The sequence below is a fragment of the Acinetobacter sp. NS-4 genome, from assembly GCF_037402435.1.
Lineage (GTDB): Bacteria > Pseudomonadota > Gammaproteobacteria > Pseudomonadales > Moraxellaceae > Acinetobacter.
Window position 1 is genome coordinate 153,295 of the sequence record NZ_JBBEUE010000005.1, and the last position, 26,282, is coordinate 179,576.

At 40.7% G+C, this 26,282-nt stretch carries 25 protein-coding genes and 1 pseudogene; 15 read left to right on the plus strand and 11 right to left on the minus strand.

What is annotated here, in order from left to right; genetic code table 11:
* Nucleotides 1-9 precede the first annotated feature (9 nt).
* Nucleotides 10-480 carry a DUF6231 family protein gene (locus WAE57_RS06000; protein WP_337709144.1) on the plus strand — a complete coding sequence of 157 codons (471 nt, stop codon included), beginning with the start codon at nucleotides 10-12 and terminating at the stop codon, nucleotides 478-480.
* A gap of 108 nt (nucleotides 481-588) precedes the next feature.
* Nucleotides 589-1,254: a YidB family protein gene (locus WAE57_RS06005; protein WP_337709147.1), complete on the plus strand. Its 666-nt coding sequence runs from the start codon at nucleotides 589-591 to the stop codon at nucleotides 1,252-1,254.
* A 77-nt stretch (nucleotides 1,255-1,331) separates the two neighbouring features.
* Here the strand turns inward: WAE57_RS06005 and WAE57_RS06010 are convergent, their stop codons facing one another.
* From WAE57_RS06010 to WAE57_RS06020, 3 genes are read right to left on the minus strand one after another with little or no spacing between them, the layout of a single operon-like run.
* Complete coding sequence (locus tag WAE57_RS06010; RefSeq protein WP_337709149.1) at nucleotides 1,332-1,949, minus strand: OB-fold-containig protein; 618 nt, start codon at nucleotides 1,947-1,949, stop codon at nucleotides 1,332-1,334.
* Nucleotides 1,950-1,966: 17 nt separating this feature from the next.
* The gene (locus tag WAE57_RS06015; protein ID WP_171262901.1) at nucleotides 1,967-2,278 is read right to left on the minus strand and encodes a Rieske (2Fe-2S) protein; all 312 of its coding nucleotides are present in this window, start codon (nucleotides 2,276-2,278) and stop codon (nucleotides 1,967-1,969) included.
* Between the two features lie 14 nt (nucleotides 2,279-2,292).
* Nucleotides 2,293-3,297 (minus strand): adenosine kinase, encoded by a 1,005-nt coding sequence (locus tag WAE57_RS06020; RefSeq protein WP_337709310.1) that lies wholly within the window; start codon nucleotides 3,295-3,297, stop codon nucleotides 2,293-2,295.
* A 135-nt stretch (nucleotides 3,298-3,432) separates the two neighbouring features.
* On the opposite strand from WAE57_RS06020, the gene WAE57_RS06025 reads away from it, so the two are divergent.
* The 4 genes from WAE57_RS06025 to WAE57_RS06040 all read left to right on the plus strand — a co-directional run bounded on the left by WAE57_RS06025 (nucleotide 3,433) and on the right by WAE57_RS06040 (nucleotide 9,309).
* Nucleotides 3,433-3,882, plus strand: coding sequence for a GNAT family N-acetyltransferase (locus tag WAE57_RS06025; RefSeq protein ID WP_086174252.1), 450 nt, complete (start codon nucleotides 3,433-3,435; stop codon nucleotides 3,880-3,882).
* A gap of 147 nt (nucleotides 3,883-4,029) precedes the next feature.
* On the plus strand, nucleotides 4,030-4,797 hold the full coding sequence (locus WAE57_RS06030) for a hypothetical protein (RefSeq protein ID WP_337709152.1): 768 nt from the start codon (nucleotides 4,030-4,032) through the stop codon (nucleotides 4,795-4,797).
* Between the two features lie 194 nt (nucleotides 4,798-4,991).
* Nucleotides 4,992-7,931 carry an insulinase family protein gene (locus WAE57_RS06035; protein WP_337709154.1) on the plus strand — a complete coding sequence of 980 codons (2,940 nt, stop codon included), beginning with the start codon at nucleotides 4,992-4,994 and terminating at the stop codon, nucleotides 7,929-7,931.
* A gap of 223 nt (nucleotides 7,932-8,154) precedes the next feature.
* Nucleotides 8,155-9,309 (plus strand): phospholipase A, encoded by a 1,155-nt coding sequence (locus WAE57_RS06040; protein ID WP_337709156.1) that lies wholly within the window; start codon nucleotides 8,155-8,157, stop codon nucleotides 9,307-9,309.
* A gap of 59 nt (nucleotides 9,310-9,368) precedes the next feature.
* Here WAE57_RS06040 and WAE57_RS06045 read toward each other — a convergent pair whose 3' ends face one another.
* From WAE57_RS06045 to ilvA, 3 genes are all read right to left on the minus strand, one after another.
* A complete protein-coding gene (locus tag WAE57_RS06045) occupies nucleotides 9,369-10,709 on the minus strand; it encodes a potassium transporter TrkG (RefSeq protein ID WP_237786426.1) in 1,341 nt (446 codons plus the stop codon).
* A gap of 3 nt (nucleotides 10,710-10,712) precedes the next feature.
* Entirely contained in the window at nucleotides 10,713-11,363 is a 651-nt protein-coding gene (locus tag WAE57_RS06050; RefSeq protein ID WP_337709161.1) for a TrkA family potassium uptake protein, read from the minus strand.
* Nucleotides 11,364-11,638: 275 nt separating this feature from the next.
* A complete protein-coding gene (gene ilvA / locus WAE57_RS06055; protein ID WP_086174246.1) occupies nucleotides 11,639-13,177 on the minus strand; it encodes a threonine ammonia-lyase, biosynthetic in 1,539 nt (512 codons plus the stop codon).
* Between the two features lie 107 nt (nucleotides 13,178-13,284).
* Between ilvA and rpiA the strand changes: the two genes are divergently transcribed.
* From rpiA to WAE57_RS06090, 7 genes and pseudogenes are all read left to right on the plus strand, one after another.
* Nucleotides 13,285-13,956, plus strand: a complete 672-nt coding sequence (gene rpiA, locus WAE57_RS06060) for a ribose-5-phosphate isomerase RpiA (protein ID WP_337709165.1) — start codon at nucleotides 13,285-13,287, stop codon at nucleotides 13,954-13,956.
* Nucleotides 13,957-14,226: 270 nt separating this feature from the next.
* Nucleotides 14,227-14,907 carry a SprT family zinc-dependent metalloprotease gene (locus WAE57_RS06065; RefSeq protein WP_337709167.1) on the plus strand — a complete coding sequence of 227 codons (681 nt, stop codon included), beginning with the start codon at nucleotides 14,227-14,229 and terminating at the stop codon, nucleotides 14,905-14,907.
* A 416-nt stretch (nucleotides 14,908-15,323) separates the two neighbouring features.
* Nucleotides 15,324-16,379 carry an N-acetyl-gamma-glutamyl-phosphate reductase gene (argC, locus tag WAE57_RS06070; RefSeq protein WP_237786421.1) on the plus strand — a complete coding sequence of 352 codons (1,056 nt, stop codon included), beginning with the start codon at nucleotides 15,324-15,326 and terminating at the stop codon, nucleotides 16,377-16,379.
* A gap of 78 nt (nucleotides 16,380-16,457) precedes the next feature.
* A complete protein-coding gene (locus tag WAE57_RS06075) occupies nucleotides 16,458-17,213 on the plus strand; it encodes a DUF6776 family protein (protein ID WP_237786420.1) in 756 nt (251 codons plus the stop codon).
* Between the two features lie 24 nt (nucleotides 17,214-17,237).
* Nucleotides 17,238-17,646 (plus strand): annotated as a pseudogene (gene clpS, locus WAE57_RS06080) (ATP-dependent Clp protease adapter ClpS).
* A 9-nt stretch (nucleotides 17,647-17,655) separates the two neighbouring features.
* Nucleotides 17,656-19,932 carry an ATP-dependent Clp protease ATP-binding subunit ClpA gene (gene clpA / locus WAE57_RS06085; protein ID WP_337709170.1) on the plus strand — a complete coding sequence of 759 codons (2,277 nt, stop codon included), beginning with the start codon at nucleotides 17,656-17,658 and terminating at the stop codon, nucleotides 19,930-19,932.
* A gap of 104 nt (nucleotides 19,933-20,036) precedes the next feature.
* Complete coding sequence (locus WAE57_RS06090; protein ID WP_337709174.1) at nucleotides 20,037-20,390, plus strand: YnfA family protein; 354 nt, start codon at nucleotides 20,037-20,039, stop codon at nucleotides 20,388-20,390.
* Between the two features lie 40 nt (nucleotides 20,391-20,430).
* Here the strand turns inward: WAE57_RS06090 and WAE57_RS06095 are convergent, their stop codons facing one another.
* From WAE57_RS06095 to WAE57_RS06105, 3 genes are all read right to left on the minus strand, one after another.
* Nucleotides 20,431-20,859, minus strand: a complete 429-nt coding sequence (locus WAE57_RS06095) for a hypothetical protein (protein WP_337709176.1) — start codon at nucleotides 20,857-20,859, stop codon at nucleotides 20,431-20,433.
* A gap of 142 nt (nucleotides 20,860-21,001) precedes the next feature.
* Nucleotides 21,002-21,922 (minus strand): ornithine carbamoyltransferase, encoded by a 921-nt coding sequence (gene argF / locus WAE57_RS06100; RefSeq protein WP_237786418.1) that lies wholly within the window; start codon nucleotides 21,920-21,922, stop codon nucleotides 21,002-21,004.
* A gap of 110 nt (nucleotides 21,923-22,032) precedes the next feature.
* Nucleotides 22,033-22,683 (minus strand): TetR/AcrR family transcriptional regulator, encoded by a 651-nt coding sequence (locus WAE57_RS06105; protein ID WP_301433455.1) that lies wholly within the window; start codon nucleotides 22,681-22,683, stop codon nucleotides 22,033-22,035.
* 247 nt (nucleotides 22,684-22,930) lie between these two features.
* Here WAE57_RS06105 and prpB point away from each other — a divergent pair, with 247 nt between their 5' ends.
* Complete coding sequence (gene prpB / locus WAE57_RS06110) at nucleotides 22,931-23,806, plus strand: methylisocitrate lyase (protein WP_086174234.1); 876 nt, start codon at nucleotides 22,931-22,933, stop codon at nucleotides 23,804-23,806.
* 23 nt (nucleotides 23,807-23,829) lie between these two features.
* On the plus strand, nucleotides 23,830-24,969 hold the full coding sequence (gene prpC, locus WAE57_RS06115) for a 2-methylcitrate synthase (RefSeq protein ID WP_337709181.1): 1,140 nt from the start codon (nucleotides 23,830-23,832) through the stop codon (nucleotides 24,967-24,969).
* 42 nt (nucleotides 24,970-25,011) lie between these two features.
* On the opposite strand, the gene WAE57_RS06120 is transcribed toward prpC, so the two are convergent.
* Both WAE57_RS06120 and WAE57_RS06125 read right to left on the minus strand, forming a co-directional pair.
* Complete coding sequence (locus WAE57_RS06120; protein WP_237786415.1) at nucleotides 25,012-25,635, minus strand: aminotransferase; 624 nt, start codon at nucleotides 25,633-25,635, stop codon at nucleotides 25,012-25,014.
* A 2-nt stretch (nucleotides 25,636-25,637) separates the two neighbouring features.
* Nucleotides 25,638-26,114 (minus strand): CinA family protein, encoded by a 477-nt coding sequence (locus WAE57_RS06125; protein ID WP_337709185.1) that lies wholly within the window; start codon nucleotides 26,112-26,114, stop codon nucleotides 25,638-25,640.
* Between the last annotated feature and the right edge of the window lie 168 nt (nucleotides 26,115-26,282).

Below are 26,282 nucleotides of genomic sequence, written 5' to 3' on the forward strand. Positions count from 1 at the left end.
GATGCAGTTATGGCTGAACAGAATGTCATCACTTCTATGCTAGACGATTTATCTAAAGAACAGCCTATTCAAACTGCATTATGTATTGGTCAAAATCTGGATCAATACAACAATAATCAATCAATTCAATGGCACTATTTTAACGTAACTGAGTTTTTAAATCTGCCTTTTGCCCGGCGATATGACCTGGGTTTTGTGGTGATGGACTCACAAGAGTTGGTCGCACTTTCTGATGTGCGGAAGTCGCAACTGTTGGTGAAACTGCGTGATTTAATGGCAAAACGGATTGTAGTAGTTAGCAGATTGCAAGATGAGAAATTATTGCGTTCTTTGGGCTTTACTCAACTGATTGACAAAACCCAACATGATAGCGATTTTGCTTTGTGGCAATTCAATATTTTAACTTATAAACATGTACCGGACTGGTTTAATTCCAAGTTTTGGGCAAACCCGGAAAACTGGAATAAATTTCGTTGGTAATTTATTGATTTATATAAATATATATAATTTAAAAACTTAACAATTCATATTTAGTGATTGCTTTAAAAGCGTCGTATTCTTTTATTAAGCTCATAAAAGGATAATGCAATGACTAATCTGAGCAATATCGTTGAAATATTCGCTAAACAGGCTTTGGGCGGAAAGCAGCAACAATCTCAGCAAGGTGGCTTAGGTGATATTTTAGGTTCGGTATTTGGACAAATGAGTGGTAATAATACTCAGCACAATCAACAAGGCCAACAAAATACGCAAAACCAGCAGCGGCAACAAGGCGGATTGGGTGGAATTCTGGGAGCAGTGCTGGGCCATTTAAGTGGTCAACAGAACCAGCAACATAAACAAACTCAGCAACGCAGTAATGTCGGATCAAGTAATACCAAAACCTTATTAATAGCCGTGCTTCCCCCCTTGGTACTTGCCTGGATTCAGAAGCAGGGTGGCATTCAGGGAGCATTGGATAAATTAAAAGGTATGGGGCTAAGCAGTCAGGTGGATGACTGGGTCTCTACAGGACCGGGTGAAAATGCCAGTGTAGATCAGCAGCAAGTTCAAGGGCTGTTTGATGAGCAGGAAGTAGAGCAGGTCGCACAAGAAACCCAGGTGCCTACGCAGGATATTTATGGCGCTATTTCCAAAGTGTTGCCGCAAATTATCGATTCCCTCACCCCGCAAGGTGAACAGACCAATAAACAGGAAGCCAATGCTGATATTCAGCAGGTGATGAACCTGGTTTCTGGTTTTCTGAAACGCTAAGATTTTTAAACCAGTTGAGTAAATAATTCAGCTGGTTTTTTATCATTTTAAATAAAATAGCAGGTAGTAATTGAGTATTATTGATGATTGTCCATGCTAAATAAACTATTGGATTTAGATATTTTTTTAGCGATATAGTGGGACTTTTTTAAGCGAATTAAAATAATTTGCGATTGAAATTCCAGTTCACCAAATTCAGGCTCGACCTGTACATAATGTAGTTGTCCAAAACTGTCCCGTACCCGTGCCTGTGCGGAAAATCCCGGACGGGCATTACCGCTGGAAATGGTCGCCAAACGTCCTAGCAGACTGACCTGTTGTTTGGTAAGCGTTGGCTTGATGACCTGGTCAAGACAATGAATCATAAATACAGTGAAAAACACCGCAATGATCAGTGCAGGGATAATCAGGTAATAAGCAGGCAGGAATTTTTGCTGCTGTGAAAATACGCAAAGTTGCAGAAAATAGCCTGAAAAACTGAAGTTCATCAGTAGAAACACCACAATCAGTGTCTTGGAAAATTTAACATTGAGAAACGGTGAGTCGGTGAGTTTTTTAGGTGAAAGTGCTTTTAGAAATTGAGTCGGACGAATATTGAAGTAATAGCCAATGGTTTCTACCATGCTGAGTAAAATTAAAGCCAATAAACTTAAATGAAACGGGATTAAGTTATAGTCTTGCAGAAACTCAAGCATGGCAAATTCCATTGGGTTTATTCTTCTTTCAGGTAAATTCCACCATCAGAATGCACGGTAATTTCAACTTTTTCAAGTGATTGCCCTTGGCATGGACCAGAAATACATTCGCCGCTTTCAACCAGGAACAATGCACCATGGGTAGAGCATTCAATATATTCCTGATCACGGTCTAGAAACTGGTTTTCCAGGAATTCCAGTTCAACTTGTAAATGCGGGCAGAGATTCTGATAAGCATAAAATGAACCATCACGCTGAGTAATGAAAATAGTATCACCATTCGGCGTTTCGTATGAACGTGCTTCACGTTCAGGAATCTCTTCCGTCATGGCAATTTTAATCATTATGCACATTCCTTCTGGAAGTTGTTTAATAATTCTGCGTAATGTTCGACGCTCAGGCGCGGACCAAATTGTGAAACCACTTCACTTGAAATCAGGATTGCCAATTCGGCAGCCGCTTTCAGGCTTAGTCCAATATTTAATGCATACAAGAATGCACCGGCAAATGCATCGCCTGCACCATTGGCATCAACTGCTGTTACTTTACGCCCTGGAACTTTTAAGGTCTGTTCAGAATCGGAAATTAAAGCGCCTTCTGCAGATAATGTAATGACAGTGTATGTGCTTTTTAATTGCAATTTAGCCAATGCTGCTTCAATTGAGTCGGTTTCTGTATACATTAATGCTTCATGCTGATTGCATAACAATAAATCAACGCCATCATCAATTAACTCATCCAAACCTTGACGTGCATATTGCACCATGGCTGGATCAGATAAAGTTAGTGCAATTTTTACCCCATGCGCTTTTGCAATTTCACGTGTCTGTTTAACGGCAAGTCTTGCTGAGTCACTGGTAGATAAATAGCCTTCAATATACAGCCATTTTGCAGTTTTTAACGGTTCAAAATCGATTTGTGTTTCACTCAGTTCAGCGGTAATACCAAGGTAAGTTTGCATGGTACGTTCAGAATCCGGACTCACCAGAACCATACATGTTCCGGTCACACCTTCACTGACGGATTGTTCTGCAGTTTGAATGCCGGCATCATTTAAGCCTTTCAGGTAAATTTGACCAAGTTCGTCGTTACCCACGCGGCAAGCATAAAATGCTGTGTTGCCCAAGGCACTAAATGCAACGGTGGTATTTGCAGCAGATCCGCCTGATGCTTGACCTTTGTATACTTGCGTTTCTTTTAAATTATTATATAAATTTGCTTGTGTTTCACCATCAGTCAACTGCATAGTGCCTTTTTGCAAATTTTGTTGAATCAGGAAATCGTCAGAGACTTTAAATTCTTGGTCGATTAATGCATTACCAATTGCAAAAAGATCAACAGTTGTCATGTCTTTCATTCACATTTCAAAATAAAACGCTAAGTTTACACCAATGCTCATGATTGCTGTAGATTGATGAATAAAATTCAATATATGACTGATGCTCGTACAAAATGCACTATAGGAAAAGATTAGGAAGGTTCGATGAATATCACGATTGCAAAAGCTGAACAATTACCTGCACAAATCACAGAATTAGCCAAGCAAGCTCAGAAAGAAGGATTCCAGCTTATTGATCAACTGATTGAAGAGTATGAAAGTGGCAAAAACAGGTTTGATCAACCTGGGGAATTTCTTCTTTTTGTTTATGATGATGAGAAACTGATCGCCTGTGGTGGTTTAAATCAGCAGTGGAACGAAAACGAAATTGATGCCCGTATTGGTCGTGTACGTCGTTTTTATGTCTTGCCTAAATATCGTAAGCATGGCGTGGGCAAGCAATTGTTACAACAGCTGGAAAAAGAGGCGCGTGCCAACTTTTCAGCACTGTGCCTGAATACCGACACCAAAAATGCGGCACATTTCTATCAAAAGCAAAACTATGTGTTTGTAGAAAATCATCCCAATTATAGTTATTTTAAATATTTGATCTAGTGACAGCATTTGAGCCAAAAAAGTACCATCAGCACTTCGATGGTACTTTTTTTTATTCGCAATCCCACAAAATAAGCTTGAGTTTTAATTTTCGGTTAAGTCTTGCAGAGAATGATGATGAAATGACCATTAGATTATCAGTTCCTCATGAAACAGCTTGAATTACAACAACATCTGATAAAAGTTCCTGCAATAACGGCACTATTCTGGTTGACCAAGATTTTTGCCACAACTTTTGGTGAAACAGGCGGAGATGCGCTGTCTATGTCGCTGAATCTGGGGTATTTGCTCAGTACCTTTATTTTTGCCGCGCTATTTATTCTATTGCTATTTTTTCAAATACGGGCAAAGGCTTATCATCCGTATTTGTATTGGTTCACTATTATTGCCAGTACCACCGTGGGCACAACCCTGGCAGATTTTGTCGATCGATCCTTAGGGATCGGCTATGCAGGTGGCACGAGTATATTACTCGCTCTGGTGTGTGTGTCTTTATTTATCTGGTATAGGGTAGAGGGAAGTATCTCACCCCATACAGTCAATTATCCTCGTGCAGAAATTTTCTATTGGCTCACCATTACATTTTCCCAAACCTTGGGTACGGCTTTAGGCGACTGGTCGGCAGATAGCATGGGCTTGGGTTATAGTGGCGGTATTGCAGTTTTTGTCACACTCATCTTAGTGATTCTATTGCTGTACTTATTTAGCACAATTTCACGAACATTCTTATTCTGGAGTGCCTTTGTACTCACTCGTCCCTTGGGTGCAGTAGTGGGTGATTTTCTGGATAAACCTATTGCCTCGGGTGGTCTGGATTTAAGCCGCTTTGCCGCTTCAGGGGTGATACTTATTGCAATATTGTTGTGTATTCGCTTTAGCCATCAATCTGCTGCCAAAATGGACTTAAAGATATAGCCATCTGCGCTGAGATTTAAAAAATAGCCATTCGTGGCTATTTTTTTTGTTGTGTAAATAGAGCCTGTTTTCAAAAAAGCGCCAGCATAAACTTGACTGAAATGCTTGGAATTTCGTAAAGCTGTGAATCCAAATAGCGCAATATTCAGGTATAATCAAAACCATCTTATAAATATGTAAATGTCGGAGATCACATGACTGTAGATGTCACTGAAACCATTTCTCAAACTGTTCATCCTGCGTTTCAGTTGATACGTCAACACCATGTTGAGGCCTTAGATATTCGGGTGTCTGAATATAAGCATAAAGTCACTGGTGCCATACATTATCATCTGGCCAGTGATCTGGATGAAAATGTCTTTCTGGTTGCGTTCCGTACCCAACCGATGGATTCAAAGGGTGAAGCGCACATTTTAGAACATACTGCACTCTGCGGTTCGGAAAAATTCCCTGTTCGTGATCCATTTTTCCTGATGATCCGTCGTTCATTGAACACGTTTATGAACGCGTTTACCTCGGCGGACTGGACAGCCTATCCTTTTGCCACGCAAAATAAAAAAGACTTTCAAAATTTACTGGAAGTGTATTTGGATGCTGCTTTTGCCGCGAATTTAAATGAACTGGATTTTGCCCAGGAAGGGATTCGTATTGAGCTGGAAGATGGTCAGCCGGTATATAAAGGCGTGGTGTTTAATGAAATGAAAGGGGCGATGAGTTCGCCTTCAGATCAGCTGTATCATCAATTGGCACATCATTTATTCCCGCACACCACTTATCATTACAATTCAGGTGGCGATCCTAAAGATATTCCAGATTTAACTTACTCAGAGTTAGTTAATTTCTATAAATCACATTACCATCCAAGTAATGCGGTATTTATGACCTTTGGTAATGAATCTGTCTATTACTTGCAGGAACAGTTTGAAACTTTGGCTTTATCCAAATTCGAAAAAGGCCAAACTCTGCATTCCACTCCGGAAACTCGCTTAACAGCGCCAATTGAAGTGACTGAGACCTATGCGGTAGATGCAGAAGACCTGAAGGATAAAACCTATCACGTGATTTCATGGTTATTGCCCCAAGCCAGCGATATCAAATTGCGCTTAGGAATGCGTTTGGTGGAAGGTATTTTACTAGAAGATTCGGCTTCGCCTTTGCGCCATTATCTGGAAACCTGTGGTTATGCCCAGTCGACCGGTCCAATTATGGGTGTAGACGATTCCAACTTTGAAATGACTTTCTATTGTGGTGTACAGGGTTCAAATCCTGAACATGCTCAAGAATTTAAAGAAGGTGTATTTAAGATTCTTGAAGATGTGGCCTCTAAACCCGTAGATGCTGAAATGGTTGATGCCATTTTGCATCAGATTGAATTGCATCAGCGTGAAATCAATGGCGATGGTATGCCATATGGTTTAAGCCTGATTCTGAATGGTTTGAGCAGTGCGATTCATCATAGTGATCCGGTGCAGGTTTGGGATGTGGATAGTGCGATTGAGCAAGTCAAGGAGGAGCTCAAAGACCCAATGTGGTTATCCAACCTGATTAAACAATATCTGTTGGATAATCCGCACCGTGTACAAATGACTTTAGTGCCGGATGCAACTAAATCTGCCAAGGAAGCCGAAGCGGAAAAAGCACGTTTGGCAGCGATTGGTGCCCAGCTGACAGAAGAACAGAAAGCTGCCATTATTCAGCAGACTGAAGCACTCAAAGTCCGTCAGGATACTCCGGATGATTTGAACCTGTTACCGAAAGTGGGACTGGAAGATGTACCGGTAGACCTGCATATTGTACAAGGTCAATTGCGTGAAATTATCAGCAATAATCTGGATACACCGTTGAATTTGTATCATGCTGGAACCAATGGTCTTTACTATCAGCAAGTGACCATCAAAATTCCAGACCAGGTGGTGCACTCGCCATATTTTAACCTGCTCTCTATTTTGTTGGGTGAAGTGGGTGCAGGCGAGTATGGTTATCTTGAACTGCAACAACTGCAAACCGCCGTGAGCGGTGGCGTGGGGATGGGGGCATCACTGCGTTCAAAAATTGATGATAAAAATAAAATTAGCGCATGGCTAACTTTGACCACCAAATCATTGGTGAATAATTTTGAAGCCATCCGTTTGTTGAAGCTGGCATTTGAACAACTGCGTTTTGATGAAAAAGACCGCATTATTGAGTTGCTGCAACAACGTAAAACACGTTGGAATTCACGTATTTCGGGTTCAGGTCATAGCTATGCCATGCAAATTGCAGGGCGTAATCATAGTGCCTTGGCACAACGTGATTATCACAATACCGGTTTGGGAGCATTGAACTGGCTAGGTGATCTGGTCACTAAAATTGAAAAAGATGAAGCCGCTTATGATGCCTTAATTGCAGAGCTAAAAGCCATTCATCGTCTGCTTTTACAGGCACCAAAACAATTCTTGCTGGTGTGTGAAGAACATCACTCTGATCGTTTAATTGAAGAAGTTCAAGAGGTTTGGGACAAGCTTGCGGTTGATCAAACAGCTGTAGAATTAACACCCATTGTCACAGAAAATAGCAATCATGACGAAGCTTGGTTAATTCAAGCCAATGTTCAATTCTGTGCAGCTGCATATCCTGCGGTAGAAGTGTCTCATCCCGATGCTGCTCCGCTCATGATCTTGGCGGCTTATTTACGCAATGGCTTCTTGCACAGTGCGATTCGTGAAAAAGGTGGCGCTTACGGTGGTGGGGCTAGTTATGACGGCAATGCATGTTCATTCCGTTTCTATAGCTATCGCGATCCGCGTCTGGCAGAAACCTTTAAAGATTTTGAAGCCAGTATCCAGTGGTTGTTGAATAGCGAACACAAACCGCATCAACTCGAAGAAGCTATTTTGGGGTTAGTTGCAAGCATGGATAAACCGGGCTCTCCAGCAGGAGAAGCGATTAGTGCTTGCTATGCATTACTGCATGCACGTACACCGGCTGTTCGTAAGCAATTACGTGCGCGTTTACTTGTTGTGACACTGGATGATCTAAAACGGGTAGCAGAACAATATCTGGTTCAGCAAACACCAGTAAAAGCTGTGGTGGCACCAGTAGCGAAGCGCGATGCCTTGATTGAACTTGGCTTCAATATTCAACAAGTGAATTAAAAGATAGGGGTGGTTGATATTTCATCAAATGGCTTGCGCTAAAAACAGGACACGGCTTAGTTTCTAGCGCAAGGGACGAGCATTTTTTACTTTTATTTCATTACCAAGCAGTTGTTTAGAATGACTAAACATCCTGCTCCGTAGCTTATATTTGCTAAAAAATTGGCATGGTCACAAACCATGATGAAAAGTTTTTACAGCCCCACGTTTGAGGTAAAACCCTATGGCGTTTAAAACGCTGGAACGCATACCTTTGCAACTGAGCATGATCATGCTCAGTTCTTTGTATGTGACGAATATTCATGCACAAACCCCACAATCTTTAATTACACCTGCAAGTCCCGAAGCATGCGTGGCATTAGAATCCAATGCGGATCGTTTGGCCTGTTATGACACTTTGTTCAAGGTGCCTGAGGCTGAAAAAACTGCACTGGTGTCTGAACGTCAGGCAGCCAATCAAATTGCACCTGCACCGACTGAACCGGAAACGATAAAAGAAAAAATCAGTCATAGCGTGAGTAACATATTTGCTGTTGAGGGACCAAAAATCGATCCCAATACGTCCTTGCTGGACAAGCGTTGGGAGCTGGCACCTGAAAGTAAGCTTGGAACCTGGAATATTCGTGCCCACCAGCCGGTTTATTTACTGCCGGGATTCTGGACTTCTGACAAAAATGAACGTCCTTCCAGTCCGAATGTAAATAACACTGTGACAGCAGATCAAGAACAAAACCTGAAATCCATGGAATCCAAGTTTCAGCTGTCTTTAAAAACCAAAGCAGTTGAAAACCTGTTTGGTGATAATGGCGATATCTGGTTGGGTTATACCCAGTCATCACACTGGCAGGTTTATAATGCAGATGCCTCGCGTCCTTTTCGTGAAACCAATTATGAACCTGAAGCCAGTCTGGTTTTTCGTACCAATTATGAAATTTTGGGCTTAAATGCACGCCTGCTTGGTGTAACCTTTAACCACCAGTCCAACGGTCGTGCTGATCCTTTATCGCGTAGCTGGAACCGGGTCATATTTAATGTTGGACTTGAGCGTGATAACTTCGCACTGATGTTGCGTCCCTGGTATCGCATTGAAGAAAATGCCAAAGATGACAACAACCCGGATATTAAAAACTATATTGGCCGTGGTGATTTAACCGCATTTTACCGCAAGAATGATCATGAATTTTCACTGATGCTACGTCACTCGCTAAAAGGTGGCGATGATGCACACGGCGCTATGCAGTTTGATTGGGCATTCCCGATTAGCGGTAAATTGCGTGGTCATTTTCAATTATTTGATGGCTACGGTGAAAGTCTGATTGATTATAACCATCGTGCCACTTATGTCGGTTTAGGCGTGTCCTTGATGAATTGGTATTAAAATTTATCCATGAATGATAAAAAACCACTCTTTATGAGTGGTTTTTTATTGAATCGGGTTTAACCAATTTGAATATCTGCCGGTGGATGTTTTAAACGGCTTTTTTTCGGGGTAGCAATCAGGTAGGCCAGAGTCAGTGGCCCCAAACGACCCGCAAACATCAGTAAGATTAAAGCAAACAGACTTGCTGGTTGTAATTCACTGGTAATGCCACGTGATAATCCTACCGTACAGGTGGCAGAAACTGCTTCGAAGAGTAAATCCAGGAAGTTTTTGCTTGGCTCCAGAATAAGAAGCGTAAATAATCCTAAAAATATCAGTATGGCAGTAATGGAAACCACGGCTAAGGCTTTAAATGAGGTGGTTTTAGAAACTGAGTGATTGAATACGGTTAATTCTTCTGAGCGTCGTAAAAAAGTGATCACACTTAATACCACGATAATAAAAGTACCCACCTTAATACCGCCAGCCGTGCTGAGTGAACCGCCACCAATAAACATCAGGATCATGGTGACTAAGGTGGAAGCATCGGTCATGTTCGCCATCTCCAGGCTGTTAAAACCAGATGAGCGCGGAACGGTAGCATGGAACCAGGCATTTAGGGCTTGATCGCCCAGACTCATATTCGCCAGGGTTAGGGGGTTATTGGCTTCCAGTACCCAAATCACAATAAAGGCAAACAGGTTCAAACCTGCAATGGTAGAGAGTATTAATTTGCTATTGGCACTTAATTTTTTCCAGCGACGAGAGCGCTGGATATCCATCAGTACTACAAAGCCAATTCCACCAATAATGTAGAGCATGCTAATGGTAAAGGTAATCAGGTGCTGGTCTGCAAAACTCATTAAACTGTTTGGGAAAAGCGAGAAACCACCATTATTAAAAGCCGAAACACTGTAAAAGGCGGCATAAAAGAACGCGTGGGCCAGATCGTATTCTGGCATCCAGGCAATGGTTAAAATCAATGTGCCAATCGCCTCAAAAAACAGGGAATATAACAGCACCCCTTTAATAGTGAATGACACTTTGGCCAGGCTGGTTTGACCAATGGTTTCCTGCGCCATCATTTGCTGTTTGAGCCTGATATTGGAGGAAAGACTCAGTGCAGCCAGTATGGCAAAGGTCATAAAACCCAAGCCGCCGCTTTGCAATAACAGCATAATGACGATCTTGCCAAAGGTGGTATAGGCTTCTCCGACATTGACCACAGACAGCCCGGTAATGGTCACGGCAGAAGTTGAAGTGAACAGGGCATTCAGCCAGCTTAATTCACCATGATGTGAAATCGGGAGTTTGAGCAATAAAGTTCCGACAACGATAAAGCTCAAGAAACCCAGAGCCAGTAAACTGGGTGGGCTTAGATTGACCGTATTAGGATTTTTATTTTGCGCTTGATTCATATTTTATTTAAACCGGGCAGACAGTTTTCTTAAGGGTTCAATTTCCCCTTCCACGACTAAGATATCACCTTCTTGCATGATTAAATTAGGATCAACGCTATATGAAACTTGCTTGCCGCGTTTGTGCAGAATAGTTTTAATTTCAGGAACATGACTCATAAGCTGATGAAAGCGTTCTCCCTGTTGACTCTTTTTAATTTCAATTTTAACGATGAAATGATTGTCTTCTAAACCCATATAACGACTGACCATCGGGTAGCTTAATGACTGGGCAACCCGATTACCCATATCTTCTTCAGGATGAATGATTTTATCCACGCCAAGATGGGTCAAAATCATGTGATGGGCTTGCGATTTGGCCTTAGCCCAAATTTTATTAATCCCCATATTTTTTAGATGTAAAACACATAAGATACTGGCTTCAATGTCTTCGCCAATAGCTACCACCACAGCTTCACAGTTTTGAATATTCAGTTCTTTGAGCACATGTTCATCTGTGGCATCGGCAATGACTGCATGAGTCAGCTGATCAGAAATGGTTTCTACATATTTTTTATTGCTGTCTATACCAATTACATCATGGTTTAAAATGGCTAATTTAGTTGCGACGGTTGCACCAAAACTACCCAAACCAATCACTGCAAACTGTGCCATGTGTTTTTAATCCTAATTCGTTTTCAATTTTTACATCATATTTCAACGACTATGATGCCACTAAATTTTAGAGTTTGCGTGTTAAACTTTAGCTTAAGTATTGAATAACGTCATTCAACTGAATTCTAAACAGGGAATGATTAGCTCAAGATTATAAAATAGTCCATGTACAGCTTTCGATTGATGTGATTTGTCTAACTATTTTTTAATAACGAGAGTTAAATGCAAAAAAATAGCCTGTATGAATACAGGCTATTTCAGGTAATGCTAAAAAATTATTTCAAGAAGCGTTGATAACCCAGGTTATTGGTAATTTCCGCATATGGATAAGTAATACTTTCCAATGTTTCAATTAAACCATCCGGATTCTGTTTCGCGTCGCTTGCTTCCAAGCCAACCAGAACACGACCTTCAGCCGCACCATGGTTACGGTAATGGAATAGGGTAATGTTATGCGTTGGTCCTAAACGTTCAAGGAAGGTTAATAATGCCCCTGGACGTTCCGGGAATTCCACACGGAACAGGCGTTCATTTTCGATATCTGCATGACCACCGACCAGATAACGAATATGCAGTTTTGCAACTTCATCATCAGACAAGTCATCTACGTCATACTGAATTTTTAAGGTTTCATAAATGTCATGACGCTCTTTTTCGCCACCTTTTAAGCTAATGCCGACAAACACTTGTGCGGCACTAGAAGTGCTGGCACGGTAGTTAAATTCGGTGATGTTACGGCCTTGCAGGGCGCGGCAGAAGTTCAGGAATGAACCTTTTTCTTCCGGAATGGTGACTGCAAAAATGGCTTCTTTACGTTCACCAAGTTCTGTACGTTCAGCAATATAACGCAGGCGGTCAAAGTTCATGTTGGCACCACAAACAATCGACACCATGTTTTTATTTTCTAAGCCATGTTCAGCAACATATTTCTTGATTCCTGCAAGTGCCATGGCACCAGAAGGTTCAACAATGCTGCGGCATTCGTCATAGGTATCTTTAATCGCAGCACAGATTTCGTCTGTGTTGACCAAGACTACATCACGCTCAACAATTGGGCCGGAGTTATCCGATTTTTGTAATTGGATCACTTCAAACGGTTTTGCACCAATTTGAGCGACCGCAGTACCATCAGCAAATAAACCTACAGAAGGTAAAATTACACGTTCATTGGCTTCAAAAGCAGCTTTCAAACAGGCAGATTCATCATATTCCACAGGAATAACTTTCACATGTGGAGCAACATCACCCAGATAAGCAGCAACCCCAGCAATTAAACCGCCACCGCCTACGGCAACGAATACATACTCCACATCACGCCATTGACGCAAAATTTCATTGGCTATGGTGCCTTGACCGGCCATCACCAGTTCATCATCGTATGGCGGAATAAAAGTCATGCCTTCATCTTGCGCACACTGAATTGCATATTTATTGGCAACGTCAAAAGAGTCGCCGTGTAATACCACTTCACCGCCTAGACGTTTTACAGCCTGAACCTTAATGTCTGGTGTAGTTTTCGGCATCACAATAATGGCGCGAATTCCCAGTTTTTTACCAGATAGAGCCACGCCTTGAGCATGGTTACCCGCTGAAGCCGTAATAACGCCACGTTGCAACTGAGATTTCGGTAATTGACTAATACGGTTATAGGCACCGCGTAGCTTGAAGGAAAAGACAGGTTGTAGATCTTCGCGTTTAAAGCGAATGTTATTATTTAGTTTTTCACTAATTCGTGGCGCTGCTTCGAGTGGGGTTTCGATTGCAACGTCATACACCGTTGCCTGTAATATTTGTCGAACCAAACGAGACAGCATGTTAATTTTCCATCTAACAGTTTAAAATAGGCCTTTATTGTAACAAACCCCTGTACATTTGGGCTGTTTAATCAGCAACAAATGTCAAAAAATAGTTGAGCCAAGTTATGAGTCTGTATGCTACCCAAGATGAAAAGAAACAAGCTGCTGCAAAAGCTGCTTTAAAACACTTGCCTAAAGGCGGTATTTTGGGTGTAGGTACAGGAAGTACAGTAAACTTCCTCATCGAATTATTGCCAGAATTACAATTAGAAGCTGCAGTGGCAAGTTCTGAAGCCACTGCGCAGCGTCTGAAAAAGTTAGGTGTTGAAGTGGTCGACATGAACTCTGTAGGCGGCTTAGATGCCTATGTGGATGGTGCGGATGAAATTGACCGTCATATGCACATGATCAAAGGTGGCGGTGCTGCACTGACTCGTGAAAAAATTGTCGCTTCAATTGCGAAAAAATTCGTTTGTATCGTCGATGATTCTAAATGGGTAGAACAATTGGGTCATGATTTCCCATTGCCTGTAGAAGTCATTCCAATGGCGCGTTCTGCTGTAGCCCGTAAAATTGTTTCTTTAGGTGGTGATCCGGTTTACCGTGAAGGCGTGGTAACAGATAACGGCAATGTAATTTTAGATGTGCATAATCTGAATATCTTGAATGCGCTGGAACTTGAAAAAACTATTAATGACATTCCAGGTGTGGTGTGTAACGGTATCTTCGCGATTAATAAAGCCGATATCGCTGTAGTTGCAACTGATAATGGCATTGAAGAACGTACTGCAGTTTAATCTATATGAACTTTTTATGTAAATTGAGTTTCGATTTATATTTTAATTTCTAATGGAAGTTCCCTTTCCTTTGAAAGGAGAGGGTTAGGGAGAGGATTTATATGAAGAATGCCCTCATCCTAACCTTCTACCTGAGGGAGAAGGAACTTTTCAATATTAATTTCACTACCATTATTGAATATTTAGAATTCCTTTAAAGCATTCTCTTAGAAAATGTGAGATGTGAAGTTCCGTTAGGAGGGGGAATTTAAATTATAAAATTATAGATAAATGACCTCAAACTTACCCAAAATTCAAATCACTCGAAAATTACGCGCAACACGCTTGAGACTGCGCGTAGAGCCGACACAAATTAAATTAACTGTGCCGCAGTTTTGCACACAGCGCCAAGTTCAAGACTTCTTAAAACAATCAGAACAATGGATGATTGAAACATGGCAGAAGCAGCAGGAAAAAACAGGGCAGATTGATAAAAGCTTACCCACCAAATTGAAGCTTTTTAATTTGGATCAACCTTTACAGATTATTTATCGAACTCAAAAGCAGTCATTTATTTTTGATGATGAAAACTTACAACTTTTGATTAGTGATCGCCAGCCTGAACAATATCTAAAAATTTTTGTGATTGCTTATGCCAAACAGCATTTACCTGTTTATTTAGATCAGACTAGCCAAGCATGTAATCTGAGTTTTGGTAAATGTACGATTCGCCAGCCAAGAACTCGCTGGGGCAGTTGTTCTGCCAGACATGACATTATGTTGAATAGTGGTTTGGTACTATTTCCTGAAAATATTACCCGTTATGTGTGTGTACATGAATTGGCCCATACCAAACATTTTGATCACAGTCCGCATTTCTGGGCGGAAGTTCAGAAACATGATGCAAATTTTCAACAGCATCGGAAAATGCTGAAAACAACGCCAATGCCTTGGTGGTGGGGTGTTATCTGAGGTGTTTTTTTCTTTGATGCAAAATTTAATGCAAAACACGATAACTTCTGATTAAGCAAAATATTATAAAAATGAGTATCAAAAAGAAAAAATATTCAACTGAGAATGCTTCAGCAAGATAGAGTTTGTAATGAAGAATAATACAAAGAATTATGATAACCGCAATGATATAAAGCATAGTGGTGTTTTTTTTGGATATATATTGATGATTTTAAATGAATTTAATGGTATTGCAAGTTCAGAAGTATTTTGAGGTATGGATGGTTTAAGATTAAAATAATAAGCGATAAATTTGAATATTTATCAAGTACAGTCACAATTTAAATAAAAATTTAATCTATATCAAAACAGTTCAGAAAACCAAAACTTCCTGTCATACTACGCAGTTACGAAATGAAAACTTTAGATTTGAGGTAGTGATCGTGATTACTGTTGGTATTGTCGGTGGTACAGGTTATACAGGCGTTGAATTGTTGCGTCTTTTACTACGACACCCAAATGTGCAGGTTAATGTACTGACATCACGTACTGAAAATGGTCGCCGTGTAGATGACATGTTCCCAAGCTTACGCGGTCATACCGATCTTCAATATTCAGATTTAAACATCGATGAACTGAAAAAATGCGACGTGGTATTCTTTGCAACGCCTCATGGTGTGGCAATGAAACATGCGGCAGAACTGGTTGCAGCAAATACTAAAGTCATCGATCTGGCAGCAGATTTCCGCTTGCAAAACTTAGAACAGTTTGAAAAATGGTATGGTCTTGAACATGCCTGCCCAGATATTTTAAAAGATTCCGTTTACGGTCTGTCAGAACTGAACCGTGACAAAATTAAAAATGCCAAGGTGATTGGTAACCCGGGTTGCTATCCAACAACTGTACAGCTCGGCCTTGCTCCATTATTCAAACAGGCTGAAGCTTTGGTTAAACCGGAAAGCATTATTATTGATGCTAAATCGGGTGTTTCGGGTGCAGGTCGTAAAGCCAGCCTGGGCATGATTTATTCTGAAAATGCCGACAACTTTAAGGCTTATGGCGTTGCAGGTCACCGTCATCATCCTGAAATTGTAGAAGCCCTGGAAAATATTTCCGGTCAAAAAGATGTATTTAATCACATCGTCTTTGTACCGCATTTAGTGCCAATGATTCGTGGCATGCTCAGCACCATCTATGTCGATTTAACCGATGCGGGTGATGCTGTGGACTTGCAAAGCCTGTATGAACAGTTCTATGCCAATGAACAGTTTGTGGATGTCATGCCAGCCAACAGCTCGCCAGAAACACGTTCTGTGCGTGGTGCAAACCAGCTTCGTATTGCGCTATATAAACCGCAACCGAAAAAATTGATTGTGTTATCTGTACAGGATAATCTGGTGAAAGGTGCAGCAGGACAGGCAGTACAAAATATGAACCTGATGTTTGGATTTGCAGAAAATGCAGGCCTTGCAGGAATTGGTTTATTACCATAAAAAACGTTTTTCAGCTTCACACACATTTGGATTTGGATTTAAATGTGTGTTTTGAATGAATCAAAATAAGAGATGACGATGCCGAATTCTGACTCAAATACTCCGTCACAACTGTCCTTGCTCAGTAAAAAGCCTTTTTTAAAGGGTAATTTACCGCTAGGAATTAGTGCTGCCATTCTTGTTCTGGGAAGTGGTTTGCTGGGCTATTCAGTTGGGCATCGGCAAGGTTTGACTGTGGTAGGCTATGAAGCGGATGCAGAACAACTGGTAGAAGTTGTGCAAAAGCAAAAGACGAGTTTGCAAACACTGAATAAGAACTTGAATTTGGCTGTGCAGGAACGTGATGTTGCAGTCAGTAATTCAAATGATTTATTTACTGCATTAAATCAGGCACGGGAAGATAAAACCCAGTCTGAAGGTTTAAGTGCAATTTACCGTGAAGTATTGCGTCAGCGTGGCGGTTTAAGCCTGACTATACAGAATATCGGTATTAAACCCTTACCTGAAAATGCTTATGAATATCAACTTGATCTGGTGCAAATCAGTCCAAATAGACGTGGTATTTCCGGAACTGTAGAGTTGCGTTTAATTCAAGGTACTGAAGTTTTGGTTGTTCCTATGGAAGACAAGAACTTTAATTTTGAAGATTATGAACGTTTAACCGGACGTTGGACCATGCCTAAAGGCTTTACACCACAATTTATTGAAGTTCGTTTAACTGGCGCTACAAGCACACCGGTAATTAAGCGTTTTAGTTGGGGTCGTGGTAAACCTATAGAGAGTCAATCGGCATTTATTTCTGAAATCCCTCAAGCAGAAGCAAATGCGCAATAAATGTGAATTAAAAATCCTATGCGAATGAATAAGCGTCAAAATTGTTTAAATACCATCAAAAATTCTTTTCATCAATCAGGATATGTCGATTGGCATATTAGTCCACGCTTAGGAAATGACTTGCAGGATGAATCTGAAGGGGATATTGCTGTGCAAACAGCACCCCCTGAGTTAAAGCGTCCCCCCCCTGTATGCTGTTGTTTTAATGAATGACGATTACACCCCTATGGATTTTGTAATTGAAATTTTACAACAATACTTTGCTTTGAATCTTGACCAAGCCACACAAGTAATGCTAACTGTACATTATGAAGGGAAAGGTGTTGCAGGCGTTTATCCACGAGACATTGCGGAAACGAAAGCGAACCAAGTCAATAATTATGCTCGGTCTCAAGGTCATCCATTACTTTGTCAGATTGAGCCAAAAGATTAAGGGGATTACATGCTCAGTCGTCAATTAGAAGTATCTTTACGTTTGGCTGTTAGCATGGCTCGTCAAAAGAGACATGAGTTTCTCACGGTTGAACATTTATTGTTGGCTTTACTTGATAATGACTCTGCTGTAAATGCGCTAAAAGCGTGTGGAGCAGATATCATCGTGCTCCGTAAAGAGCTAGAAGAATACGTTGAACAACACACCCCTAAACTGGCCGAACATAGTGATCAGGCACCCCATCCGACTGAAAGCTTTGATCGCATTCTGCAACGTGCAATTTTCCATGTGCAATCAAGCGGTGGTGATCGTACGGTAGAAGGTGCAGATATTTTGGTTGCAATGTATTCTGAACGGGATTCTTTTGCGGTTTATTTACTTAAACGTCACCAGATTAATCGTTTAACATTAACTCAATATTTATCGCATGGTACCCGTAAAGAAGACGTACCTGCTGAAGAAGAAGTGGAAGAGTTGGATGGAGAAACATCAAGTTCGTCAAATGCAGGTCCACTGGATTTATACACCACCAATTTGAATGCAGAAGCCCAAAAAGGGAAAACCGATCCTTTGATCGGGCGTGAAAAAGAAATTGAACGTACCGCACAAATTCTATGCCGTCGCCGTAAAAATAATCCTTTGCTGGTTGGTGATCCGGGGGTTGGTAAAACCTCGATTGCAGAAGGACTGGCTTGGCTGATTGTTAATGGTAAAGCACCGAAGCCATTAGCCCATGCAGAAATATATAGTCTGGATATTGGAGCTCTGGTTGCAGGAACCAAGTACCGTGGTGACTTTGAAAAACGCTTGAAACAACTATTGAATGCGTTGAAAAAGAAACCGGAAGCTGTGCTGTTTATTGATGAAATTCACATGATTATTGGGGCTGGTTCAAGCATGGGCAGTACCATGGATGCATCAAATTTAATTAAACCGGCTTTATCGAATGGTTCGTTACGTTGTATCGGTTCAACCACGTTCCAAGAGTATCGCCAAGTTTTTGAAAAAGATCATGCCTTGTCACGTCGTTTTCAAAAAATTGATGTCAATGAGCCTTCAATTTCTGAAACCATTGATATTTTACGTGGCTTGAAATCGAAATTTGAAGATTTTCATCATGTCAAATATGATGATAAAGCACTGGTTTCAGCGGTAGAGCTATCAGCCAAGTTTATTAATGACCGTTTCTTGCCAGATAAAGCAATTGATGTAATTGATGAAGCAGGTGCTCAGCGCCATTTGAAAGCCGAGCAAGACGATACGTTAATCACGGTTGAAAATATTGAAGATATCATCTCCAAGATTGCCCGTATTCCACCGAAAACAGTATCGAAAGATGATAAAACAGTGCTTTCAAATCTGGAACGTGATCTTAAACGTGTGGTCTTCGGTCAGGATGAGGCAATTGAAGCCTTGGGCTCTGCAATTAAATTGTCGCGTGCAGGGCTAAAATCACCGGATAAACCGGTGGGTAGCTTTGTCTTTGCAGGTCCTACCGGTGTGGGTAAAACTGAAGTGACCAAGCAGTTGGCAAAACTGTTGGGTGTGGAACTGGTTCGTTTCGATATGTCGGAATATATGGAGCGTCATGCCGTTTCACGTTTAATTGGTGCACCTCCAGGTTATGTCGGTTTTGATCAAGGCGGGCTACTCACAGATGCGATTCATAAGAACCCACATTGCGTATTGCTATTGGATGAAATAGAAAAAGCACATCCAGATGTGTTTAATTTGTTATTGCAAATTATGGATCATGGCGCATTGACCGATAATAATGGTCGCAAGTCAGATTTCCGCAATGTGGTTCTGGTTCTTACCACCAATATTGGGGCTGAAAGTATTTCACGCGCCAGCATTGGCTTTAGGGAGCAGGACAACAGCAATGATAACCAGGAAGCTATGAAAAAAGCATTCTCTCCAGAATTCCGTAACCGTCTGGATGGTGTGATTCAATTCAAGGCATTGCCAACGACAGTCATTGAAAATGTGGTTGATAAATTCCTGACTGAACTTCAAGCACAGCTTGATGAGAAGAAAGTGATTCTGGAAGTGGATAAGAGTGCACGTGAATGGATGGCTGAAAATGGCTATGACCGTTTGATGGGTGCTCGTCCAATGCAACGTCTGATTCAGGAACACTTGAAGAAGCCACTTGCCGAGATGATTCTATTTGGTGAGCTTGCAGAACATGGTGGTAATGTCGCAGTATCTGTGAAGAAAGAAAATGGTAAAGCAGTAGGGCTTAAACTGGAAGTTTTTGAAGATCAGACTGCTGAACCAGCTTAATCAAACTTAATTAATCAAATAACCCGTGTTCACACGGGTTATTTTGTTTTTTATTTTCATTCTGACATTTTCCTAAAGATAGAAAAACTGACCAATTAAAAATTATGGATATCCAGCTTAATAAAGTTATCACCACATTTTTATTATTCTTAGTCTCTGCTGTGATGGAAATTTTAGGCTGCTATTTCCCTTATCTGATTCTGAATCAAGGGAAATCCCAGTGGTTATGGTTGCCTACTGCTCTGGCATTGGCGGTGTTTGTCTGGTTGCTGACTTTGCATCCTGCCGCATCAGGTCGAATTTATGCAGCTTATGGCGGTATTTATATTTTTACTGCTTTAATGTGGCTACGTTTCGTTGACCATGTAACTTTGACACGTTGGGATATGTTAGGGGGATTAGTCGTCATACTTGGTGCGATGATTATTATTTTACAGCCGCAAGGTTTGATACGTTAGTGCATGAATATATTCACTACTAACGTATCCAATTATGCTGTTAGAAAGTACATTCACTATTTTTGATTTTAAAGTCATAACTTTGACTTTCAGCTGAAAGTTTTAGCTCAACCTTATATGGATTGACCCGCTGAAATTCATTTTCAAACAACAAATTACAACTTTGCAGGATATTTTTTCTAATCAGCTTTTTGACTTCTTTTTCACCCACATCTTGTGCAAACTGGGAAAAATCAGCTGTGGTGATAATACCTTCAATTTCTACTTTATTCGCACTCATTTTGTATTTTTCCATCAGCATGTTTTGATCAATCTGGAAAGGCAGCGTGCGTGAGTCTTCATCACTAATCACATCTAAAATTTCATCGAGTGCTTTACTGTTTTGGATTTTAAATGAGTTGTCTAAAATCTGTTTCTTAACTAAATATTGATCAAGTTCTGTGGCTTTGGCTTGAGCTGTATGGAGCATGAAAAAAGTACTTAAACATATAAATATTTTTTTTAAAGGCATCGTTATAATCACTTAAAAAGTTTATGGCTTAAATTAAACTTTTTATACGCATAAAAAAAGCACCCGAAGGTGCTTTTTTAGAAAACTTTAGTCTGAAAACTTAATCTTTCTTTAAATTTTCATTGATCAAGAATTCGACCAGCGCTTTTTGCGCATGCAGGCGGTTTTCAGCTTCATCCCAGACCACAGCATTTTTGTGGTCTAGCATGTTTTCTGAAATCTCTTCGCCACGGTGAGCAGGCAAGCAGTGCATGAACAGGCAATCAGGATGTGCTAAATCCATTAAACGCTCATTCACCTGATAATCAGCAAAGGCTTTTTCACGGATTTTTTGCTCTTCTTCCTGGCCCATGCTTGCCCAAACGTCAGTCACGATTAAGTCAGCATTCACGGCTGCATCTTCAGCAGAATCCACAAGTTCTACGCAATGGGCAAATTCAGACAAGAATTTTGCTTGTGGTTCATAGCCTTTGGGGGCAGCAATTTTGAGTTTAAAGCCCCACATGTGTGCAGCTTCAATATAAGAGTTGCACATGTTATTGCCGTCACCAATCCAGGCCACGGTTTTTCCTTCAACTGAACCACGGTGTTCAATAAAAGTTTGCATGTCAGCTAAAAGCTGGCAAGGGTGATGATCATCAGTCAAGGCATTAATTACCGGAACTTTTGAATAAGAAGCAAAACGTTCCACGATGTCATGGCCAAAAGTACGGATCATAACAATATCAAGCATGCTTGAAATCACACGTGCCGAATCTTCTACAGGTTCACCACGACCCAATTGCGAGTCACGTGATGATAGGAAAATTGCGCTACCACCAAACTGGCTCATACCTGCTTCAAACGAAACACGCGTACGGGTGCTCGATTTTTCAAAAATCATGCCCATGACTTTGCCAACAAAAGGTTGGAAAACTTCGTTGTTATGTTGCTTACGTTTGAGTTCAATCGCGCGTTGCAAAATTTGATTCAGTTCTAAAGTCGATAAATCGCGTAAAGTTAGAAAATGACGTAGAGCCATGGTTACTCCACAATAATTGCTGAATAGAAAAAAACAACAATTAGTTGTTGGTTGGTTAAATGGAAAGGGAATCGATTAATATACTATATGCAGGGAGAATTGCAAAAAAACTAGACCTGTTGATGGCCTTCCAGAAAACGATCTACGCAATAAGTGATGTAATTGATGGTTTCCTGATCATTTTCACGGATCGGAACACCCATGAGCACGCACCATTCAATATTGCGGATAATTCCAAAATACAGTTGAGCAGAATAAATCGGTTGTTTACATTTAATAATGCCGATTTCATCGGCTTTGGTTAGAGCATTGGCTATGGCCATTTGAATATGCTTTGGACCCTGTTCATGAATGTATAGAGCAAGTTGTGGACTGCGCTGTGTCTGTTCAATGATTAAGCGAAGGAAGGCTGCATTCTCTGGAAGCATTAAATGTTGCTTAACATTCATCAGGGTCTGAATTAAATAGGCACGAAGATCGTCTTTGCCGTGTTCAAAAGGTATGCAGATATCTTTAAAAAACAGTTCACGGCGATAATCACAGATTGCGGTAAATAGACCTTCTTTATTGCCAAAAAATTTGTAGATTGAAGCTTTGGAACCACCGGCATGATTGACAATATCATCTAAGGACACGGCATCGTAACCATGTTTCAGAAATAGCTCGTTGGCACTGAGTAAAAGCGCCAGACATCGTTCATGACCACGTTTTGTTTGTGGTGTATCACGAGCGAGCGGTTCTAATTGAGCGAGTTCTTGCATATGGCGTATTAGTGTCAACAATCAAAAAAATTAATTCAATTGCAATCATAGCAAAAATATGTACACATTTCTTGAAATAACGGCTTTGTCTTATTTAGAAACAATTATGAAGAAACGAAATATTACTATAGTTTTGGTGAATATTTGACTAAAGTTATAGAGTAAAGATTCTAAATAGTCATGGCCAAACAGGGGTTTATGGATATACTCAAACTTCGATAAATAAAGTGAAACTGTGGAAAGGAAGATGACACAACAAATGTCTGCAGGCTTAAGATTTAGACAAGCACTGGAAGTGGAAAAGCCATTACAAATTATCGGCACAGTGAATGCCTATGCAGCCATGATGGCGAAAGAAGTGGGTTATAAAGCCATTTATGTATCGGGCGCAGGAGTTGCCAACTATTCTTATGGCTTGCCTGACTTGGGTATGACCAGTTTAGATAACGTATTAGAAGATGTGCGTCGTATTACCGAACGTGTAGATACGCCATTACTGGTAGATATTGATACAGGATGGGGCGGTGCATTTAATATCGCACGTACTGTGAAGCAGATGATTGCAGCAGGTGCTGCAGCTGTACATATTGAAGATCAGGTGGCACAAAAACGCTGTGGACACCGTCCGAACAAGGAAATTGTAACCCAACAAGAAATGGTCGATCGTATTAAAGCTGCGGTAGATGCCAAAACTGATTCAAACTTTGTAGTGATGGCGCGTACTGATGCCTTACAAAAAGAAGGTCTGCAAGCCGTGATTGACCGTGCATGTGCATGTGTTGAAGCGGGTGCAGATGCCATTTTTGCAGAAGCGATGACAGATATCACCATGTACAGAACAGTGTGTGATGCGGTGGGTGTTCCTGTATTGGCCAATATCACCGAATTTGGTGATACACCTTATTACACAGTGGATGAGTTGGGTGAACAAGGCATTCGCATGGTGCTTTATCCACTCTCTGCTACGCGTGCAATGCAGAAAGCAGCTTTGGAAGTGATGCGTTCTATTCGTGAAAATGGTACGCAAGTTAACGTATTGGATAAGATGCAACAGCGTAAAGAACTTTACGAATTCCTGGATTATCATACGTTTGAAAATACTCTGGATAAACTGTTTAAATAAATAATTCAAAAAGGAGAATTAAAATGGCTGAAGGAAAAGTACTGACAGGTGCAGGATTGCGCGGACAGGTTGCAGGTAAAACCGCACTTTCGACAGTAGGTAAGAGCGGCGCAGGTTTAACCTATCGTGGTTATGATGTGCAAGATTTGGCGGAGAACTGCCAGTTTGAAGAAGTTGCTTACCTGATTTTCTTTGGTGAATTGCCAACGACTGAACAGCTTGCAGCTTATAAGGCGAAGCTGAAATCGCTTCGTGCATTGCCTCAAGCATTGAAAGAAGTATTGGAACGTATTCCAGCAGATTCACATCCGATGGATGTGATGCGTACTGGCGTTTCCATGCTGGGCAACCTGGAAACAGAAAAGTCTTTTGCTGAGCAGCAAGATGTTGCGGATCGTATTTTAGCGACCTTACCTGCGATCATTTGCTATTGGTATCGTTTTAGCCATGATGGCGTGCGTATTGAAGAAAATACCGATGATGATTCTATCGGTGCGCAATTCCTGCATTTACTTCGTGGTGAAAAACCAAATGAATTGCATGAACAGGTGATGAATGTATCATTAATTCTTTATGCAGAGCATGAATTCAACGCATCAACATTTACGGCACGTGTATGTGCTTCAACATTGTCTGATATGCACTCATGCATTACCGGTGCGATTGGTTCACTGCGTGGTCCATTACACGGTGGTGCTAATGAAGCTGCTATGGAAATGATTGAAAACTGGACTTCTGCCGACGAAGCTGAACGTGAAATGCTGGGCAAGCTTGAACGTAAAGAAAAGATCATGGGCTTTGGTCATGCCATCTACAAAGACAATGATCCTCGTAATGGCATCATCAAAATCTGGTCTGAACGTTTGGCGAAAGATGTGGGTGATACGGTACTGTATCCGGTATCAGTACGCTGTGAAGAAGTGATGTGGCGCGAGAAGAAATTATTCTGTAATGCTGACTTCTTCCATGCTTCTGCTTATCACTTTATGGGTATTGCAACCAAACTGTTTACGCCAATCTTCGTGATGTCGCGTGTAACAGGTTGGGCTGCGCATGTAATGGAACAGCGCGCGGATAACCGTATTATTCGTCCAAGTGCGGATTATACCGGTCCTGAACTACGTAAAGTGGTTCCAATTGCCGAGCGTAGTTCTGCTGCTTAAGTCTGATAGTGTTGAATCAAAAATAAAGCCTCATTAGAGGCTTTATTTTTTTGCAGTCAATAACACCGGATCTTCAATGCTATAACCAGTTTCATAAGGCAGGCCCAGATATTTAACCACTGCTAAAATTTTCTGTTGCTGAGGAACTTTGTAGGCTTGAGAGATGTTTAATCCATAGCGGTAATCAATTGCTTGGTGGATCTGGCTTTTAAAGTTTTTACTGCTGAGCTGGTATTTATAAGTATATTTAGGAATATATTGTTTAGGGTCATACCATGACTGTTGTTTTGAGGTGGTTTTATTTAACACCTGAATCTTGATGCTCGATTTGGGTATAGGCGCGAGGGGATTAAGCCGCTTTTTAATTTTCGCTATTTCCTTATCGAACTGCCGACTATCTTGGTCATAATCAATTTTCTTGGTTTTAGGATTGATATACAGTGAACTCACCTGAATCAGTTTTTCAGGCTGTTTGTTGTTTTTTAATTGATAATAATAGAGTTGTGGCAGGCGACCACGACCATCCAGATAATGTTTAAGCAGATAAACTTTTTGTTCTTTGCCTTCATACCCCAGAACTTCAATATTTTGAGGGCCGCCTACGGTTGCAAAACAGGTGCAGGGCAGTAGTATGAGGCTAAATGCGAAAGTTTTAATGTTAAACATTATTAAATTCCCTGAATGAGTTTGGTTATTTCATCTGCAATATATTGGGTTAAAACAGCCAGCCGTTGTAACGGTGTTCCATCAATAAAATAATGAAAGTTATGAATTTTATTTAGGTATAAAATTGAGGTGAAAAATGTGCCTTCAGGTTTGCTTTCTGTTGCGCTACCACCAGGTTTGAGTAAACCGGTACAAGCAACAATAATATCGGCTTGAGTAAAGAGATTTTTTCCTTGCCTTGCCATTGCCTCAGTAACTTCGGCTGATTCGGCCGTATATTTTTCAATAAGTTCAGCATCAATATTCAATATATTAATCTTGATAGAGGGATCATAACTGACCAGTCCGCCAAGCAAAATTTCTGCACCGCTGTTCTTGCAAATAGAAAATTGACTGGAAAGATAGCCTGAGCTTGCGCTTTCAATAAAGGCAATTTTTAATTGATTGAGCTCAAGTAAGGCACAACATTTTTTTATCATGTTTTTACATTATTAATAAATATTCATTTATTTTAGCTTAAACTGAGTAAATTAAAATGATTATATGATTCATATTATTTTTTGTATATGTGATGTGGTTAACTATTGGGTTTGTTTTTAATTAAAACAAAAAGTTAATTTCAAATTATCTTTTATAAAACAATTTAA

Coding starts and splice junctions, on each gene's coding strand:
- WAE57_RS06090 (WP_337709174.1), top strand. CDS start 20,037: ATGGATATCCAGCTTAATAAAGTTATCACCACATTTTTATTATTCTTA.
- WAE57_RS06045 (WP_237786426.1), bottom strand. CDS start 10,709: ATGAATCAAGCGCAAAATAAAAATCCTAATACGGTCAATCTAAGCCCA.
- WAE57_RS06035 (WP_337709154.1), top strand. CDS start 4,992: ATGACTGTAGATGTCACTGAAACCATTTCTCAAACTGTTCATCCTGCG.
- argF (WP_237786418.1), bottom strand. CDS start 21,922: ATGGCTCTACGTCATTTTCTAACTTTACGCGATTTATCGACTTTAGAA.
- WAE57_RS06015 (WP_171262901.1), bottom strand. CDS start 2,278: ATGACGGAAGAGATTCCTGAACGTGAAGCACGTTCATACGAAACGCCG.
- WAE57_RS06030 (WP_337709152.1), top strand. CDS start 4,030: ATGAAACAGCTTGAATTACAACAACATCTGATAAAAGTTCCTGCAATA.
- WAE57_RS06125 (WP_337709185.1), bottom strand. CDS start 26,114: ATGATAAAAAAATGTTGTGCCTTACTTGAGCTCAATCAATTAAAAATT.
- WAE57_RS06105 (WP_301433455.1), bottom strand. CDS start 22,683: ATGCAAGAACTCGCTCAATTAGAACCGCTCGCTCGTGATACACCACAA.
- WAE57_RS06095 (WP_337709176.1), bottom strand. CDS start 20,859: ATGCTCCATACAGCTCAAGCCAAAGCCACAGAACTTGATCAATATTTA.
- ilvA (WP_086174246.1), bottom strand. CDS start 13,177: ATGCTGTCTCGTTTGGTTCGACAAATATTACAGGCAACGGTGTATGAC.
- prpC (WP_337709181.1), top strand. CDS start 23,830: ATGGCTGAAGGAAAAGTACTGACAGGTGCAGGATTGCGCGGACAGGTT.
- rpiA (WP_337709165.1), top strand. CDS start 13,285: ATGAGTCTGTATGCTACCCAAGATGAAAAGAAACAAGCTGCTGCAAAA.
- WAE57_RS06075 (WP_237786420.1), top strand. CDS start 16,458: ATGCCGAATTCTGACTCAAATACTCCGTCACAACTGTCCTTGCTCAGT.
- WAE57_RS06020 (WP_337709310.1), bottom strand. CDS start 3,297: ATGACAACTGTTGATCTTTTTGCAATTGGTAATGCATTAATCGACCAA.
- prpB (WP_086174234.1), top strand. CDS start 22,931: ATGACACAACAAATGTCTGCAGGCTTAAGATTTAGACAAGCACTGGAA.
- WAE57_RS06040 (WP_337709156.1), top strand. CDS start 8,155: ATGGCGTTTAAAACGCTGGAACGCATACCTTTGCAACTGAGCATGATC.
- WAE57_RS06050 (WP_337709161.1), bottom strand. CDS start 11,363: ATGGCACAGTTTGCAGTGATTGGTTTGGGTAGTTTTGGTGCAACCGTC.
- WAE57_RS06005 (WP_337709147.1), top strand. CDS start 589: ATGACTAATCTGAGCAATATCGTTGAAATATTCGCTAAACAGGCTTTG.
- WAE57_RS06065 (WP_337709167.1), top strand. CDS start 14,227: ATGACCTCAAACTTACCCAAAATTCAAATCACTCGAAAATTACGCGCA.
- WAE57_RS06025 (WP_086174252.1), top strand. CDS start 3,433: ATGAATATCACGATTGCAAAAGCTGAACAATTACCTGCACAAATCACA.
- WAE57_RS06120 (WP_237786415.1), bottom strand. CDS start 25,635: ATGTTTAACATTAAAACTTTCGCATTTAGCCTCATACTACTGCCCTGC.
- WAE57_RS06010 (WP_337709149.1), bottom strand. CDS start 1,949: ATGCTTGAGTTTCTGCAAGACTATAACTTAATCCCGTTTCATTTAAGT.
- WAE57_RS06000 (WP_337709144.1), top strand. CDS start 10: ATGGCTGAACAGAATGTCATCACTTCTATGCTAGACGATTTATCTAAA.
- clpA (WP_337709170.1), top strand. CDS start 17,656: ATGCTCAGTCGTCAATTAGAAGTATCTTTACGTTTGGCTGTTAGCATG.